The sequence below is a fragment of the Methylobacterium sp. WL103 genome, assembly GCF_008039885.1.
Taxonomy (GTDB): domain Bacteria; phylum Pseudomonadota; class Alphaproteobacteria; order Rhizobiales; family Beijerinckiaceae; genus Methylobacterium; species Methylobacterium cerastii.
In genome coordinates this window covers 1-3,584 of sequence record NZ_VRUX01000444.1, presented here as the reverse complement: position 1 = coordinate 3,584, position 3,584 = coordinate 1, and the positions used below count along the sequence as shown (strand labels likewise).

Below are 3,584 nucleotides of genomic sequence, written 5' to 3'. Positions count from 1 at the left end.
GCTCACCGTGGTGCCGTCGGTCTCGGCGCCGACGGTCAGGCCGCGGGTCGCGGCGTCCTGCTTCACGAGGCCGACGCTGCCGTTGGCCAATCCGGCCGACAGGCCGGCGACCGCCTGGTTCGTCGCATAGAGCTGGCCGCCGTTGACCGCCTCGTTGGAGCCCGCCGCGAGGGAGCCGGCGGAGACGCCGCTGAGCACACGGCCGCTGCCGGCACTGTTGCGGAAGTCGACGAGCGCCCCGTCCGTCGCGGCGGCGACGCGGATCGCACGGCTCGTCGAGTCCTGCCGCACCAGGCCGAAGGTGCCGTCGTCGATGCTCTGGCGCAGCGCGTAGAGCTGGTCGCCGTTGACCGCATCGGTCGAGCCCGCGGCGAGGCTGCCCGGGGCGAGGCCGGTGATGCGGACCGCGGAGCCGACGGTCCCGGCGCGGCTCAGGTCGATGCTGGCCAGCCGGTTGCCCGACCCGTCGGTGTCGTAGCGCAATGCGAGTTGGTCGAGGGCGCCGACGACGCCGGGCACGGTGGCGTAGGATCGTCCGTTGTAGGTGTAGCTCGGCGGCGTGTAGGTGCCGTCGCTGCCGAAGCTGCCGCCGAGCGCTGTCGCATTCTTGGTGACCCCGCTCCCGACCGAACGGAGCTGGCGGACGTTGACGGCATCTGTGTCCTGCTGGCCTCCGGCGACATCGGTGATCTGTCGCTCAGCCCCTTGTGCGCCGACCGACACTTCGCCGTTGGCGGAGGACAGGGTGTTGGTGGTGTAGGCCTCGGTGCCGCTGAGGCTGCCCCGCAGCGCCATCGAGCCGGCACCGAGCGCCACGGACCGCGCCTTCGTCGCCGAGGCTCCGCTGCCGAGCGCCAGCGCCGAGCCGCCGACGGCCCTGGCGTTGTCGCCGATCGCGATGTTGCTGGCCGTCGGATTGCTCCCGGTTTCACCGGCGACGGAGAGGCCGCCCAGCGCCAGCGCGTCCTGTCCGTAGGCGCTGGCGATGAACCCGTGGGCGAACGAGAAGTCGCCGACCGCATAGGACTGTCATCCTAGATCGATGGCGACGTCGCCGAGCGCTTGGTTGTTCGTCCCGAGCGAAAGGGTCGAGCGGCCAGTAGCGAGGTTGGCATAACCGATCGCGACGCCGTAGGAGCCGGCCGCGTCGTTGTTCGCGCCGATCGCGGTCGAGTTGAAGGTCCCGGTGCCGGCCGAGTTGTGGTAGCCGACGGCCACGCCGCCGGCGGCGCCGACCGTGGACTTCTTGCCGATCGCCGTGCCCGACGGCACTGGTCTCCCCGGCGCCGGGCGGTGTGGTGCTGCCGTTCGCGCCGTTCTGGATGTTGCCGCCGGTCCCGGCCGCGGGGATGCCGACGCCGCTGGCATCCCGGTAATTGATGATGCCCTGGTTGTTCGTCGCCGACTGCGCGGAGGCGCCCGACCCGATCGCCACGGCACCGGCGCCAGCCGAGCTCGCGTTGTAGCCGCCGGCGAAGGACTCGTCGCCGGCGGCCGTCGCATTCGGGCCGATCGCGGTCGCGTTCGTTCCGGCCGACGTGGCGCCGGTGCCGGCATTGTAGGCTTGCGCCGAAGCCGAGGGCCAAGGTCAGCGCGGTCGTGGTCAGCAGGTGGCGATGCAGGCGCGCCGCAGGGCGGTCACAGGGTCGGTGGCTGGACGTGACGACCGGTGGTTCCTCGAAACACGCAACGAAGAGAACGGGACGGGCAAGGCGGTGCCGCGAACATCCAGTCACGCGATGGGCGGATGCTCTCGGTCGATCGAGTCGGGCGGGCGTTCCGGCCATGCGCCTTGGAGGTCGGAAGGCGGATCATGCTTCGGGCAGGCGATCGCCCTAAAGAAACTTCCTTGTTCTCACGGCCCCTTCAGCGCTGTTTGCTGCATTCGGATTTGCGCTTCAGCGAACATTTGAGTCCAGCCGTGTCGTTTATGACGGGTCATGATTAAAATCATGCTACTCGCGGCGATGTCGGATCGGCGTCGCTCAGGGACACATCGGGGCCGCTTTCGCGATCCGGCCAGGGGGGCGGTGTGACGGCCGACGTTGGGGCCGGCGGTCGTCCCGTCGCGATCACGAATTGATCGGACGGGCGGGCCGGCGGGCGCGGACGGGCCGAATGCCGGCCTCAGCCTTCGACCACCGGGGGGCGAACTCGGATCGCGGACGGCCGCAGGGTTATCGTCTCCGCCGGGGGTTCTGGGCGGCCCCCGGCACGCTTTCGCCCCATTGATCGGCGACACGGCGCACCTCTTGCGGGACGGCACCATGGCAAGGGCATCACGGAAGGGCGTCGCGGAGCCCGCGCCCACGGCCCTGTGCCCCCATCCTGCCGTTGCCCCTGCCGAGCATCCAAGGATTTCGATGAGTCGTCGCCCGTCCGCGCGCAGCCGAATCGCCCGCGAAACGCGCCTGCGCAGTCCGATCCGCTCGATGATCGCCGCCGGGCTGGCGGCGCTCCTGCTCGCCCCCGGCCTTGGTTGGGCGCAGTCGGCCCCGCCGCCGGCCCCCGCGGCCGGGACCCAGACCAAGACGCCCGACGCCAAATTCTCGGAGACGAAGCCGGCCGAGGGCAAGCCTGCTGACGCCAAGCCGGCCGACGCCAAGCCGGCCCCCCCGAAGCCCGAGATGTCCGAGGCGCTCAAGGCGGTGCGGGCCAAGCTCGACGCGGCCAAGAACGACCTCGCCGCGCGCGAGAAGGAGCTCGCCCGCACCGATCTCGGAACGCCGGAGCTGTCGGCGATCCGCGACGGCGTCGGCCCGGTCACCGACGAGATCCGGACGATCATCGGCCGGCTCGACGCGCCGCTCGAATCCGCCCGCGAACGCCTGACCCAGCTCGGGCCGAAGCCGAAGGACGCCGAGGAGAGCCCCGAGGTCGCCCAGGAGCGGGTCGAGCGCGACGCGGCGGTCTCGCGCATCGACGAGACCCAGCGGCTGGCGCGCTCGCTCCTGGTCCAGGGCGACCAGATCATCGACCGGGTCTCGAACCGGCGGCGCGAGTCCTTCACCAAGGGGCTGTTCGAGCGCAGCTTGGCCCTGGTAAGTCCGCAGCTCTGGAGGCGGGTCGCGGCCGACGTGCCCCGCGACGTGCGCTCGCTGCAGAGCGCGCTGTCGGACATCCTGCTGCTGTTCTCGCGCAACGGCACGCTGGGCAACCTGCTGCTGCTCGGCCTCGCCTTCGGCGTCTCGGTGGCGCTGTATTTCGGCCGCCGCAACATCGCCCCGCGTCTGGGCCGGCGCGACGCGGCGATGGCCGAGCCGACCCGGCGCCAGACCCTCCTCGGCGCGTGGCGGGTGCTGCTGCTCGGCACCGTGCCGGCGGTGATCGGCTCCTACGCGGTCTACTACGCCCTCGACGGCACCGACCTCCTGCCCTCCCGGCTGCTGCCGGTGGCCGGCGCGATCCTGGCCGGCCTCGCCTTCATCGCCTTCGTCGAGGCCCTGTGCGACGGCCTGCTCTCGCCGGACAAGCCGCAGTGGCGGCCCGCGCCGGTGAGCGACGCGGCGGCGATCCGGGTGACGCGGCTCGCCGTCGGCATCGCCACGGTGATCACCGTGGTGAAGTCGATCGAGGCGCTGAAC

The 3,584-nt window shown here is 71.6% G+C and carries 2 protein-coding genes and 1 pseudogene; 1 reads left to right on the top strand and 2 read right to left on the bottom strand.

Annotation, left to right across the window (positions count from 1 at the left end):
* Positions 1-816: pseudogene (locus FV222_RS20255) on the bottom strand (hypothetical protein); the annotation flags it as partial.
* A gap of 213 nt (positions 817-1,029) precedes the next feature.
* Positions 1,030-1,272, bottom strand: coding sequence for a hypothetical protein (locus FV222_RS31375; protein ID WP_246685569.1), 243 nt, complete (start codon positions 1,270-1,272; stop codon positions 1,030-1,032).
* Positions 1,273-2,432: 1,160 nt separating this feature from the next.
* Between FV222_RS31375 and FV222_RS20240 the strand changes: the two genes are divergently transcribed.
* Positions 2,433-3,584, top strand: a 1,152-nt coding sequence (locus FV222_RS20240; protein WP_246685568.1) for a DUF3772 domain-containing protein, incomplete at its 3' end; no start/stop codon positions are given.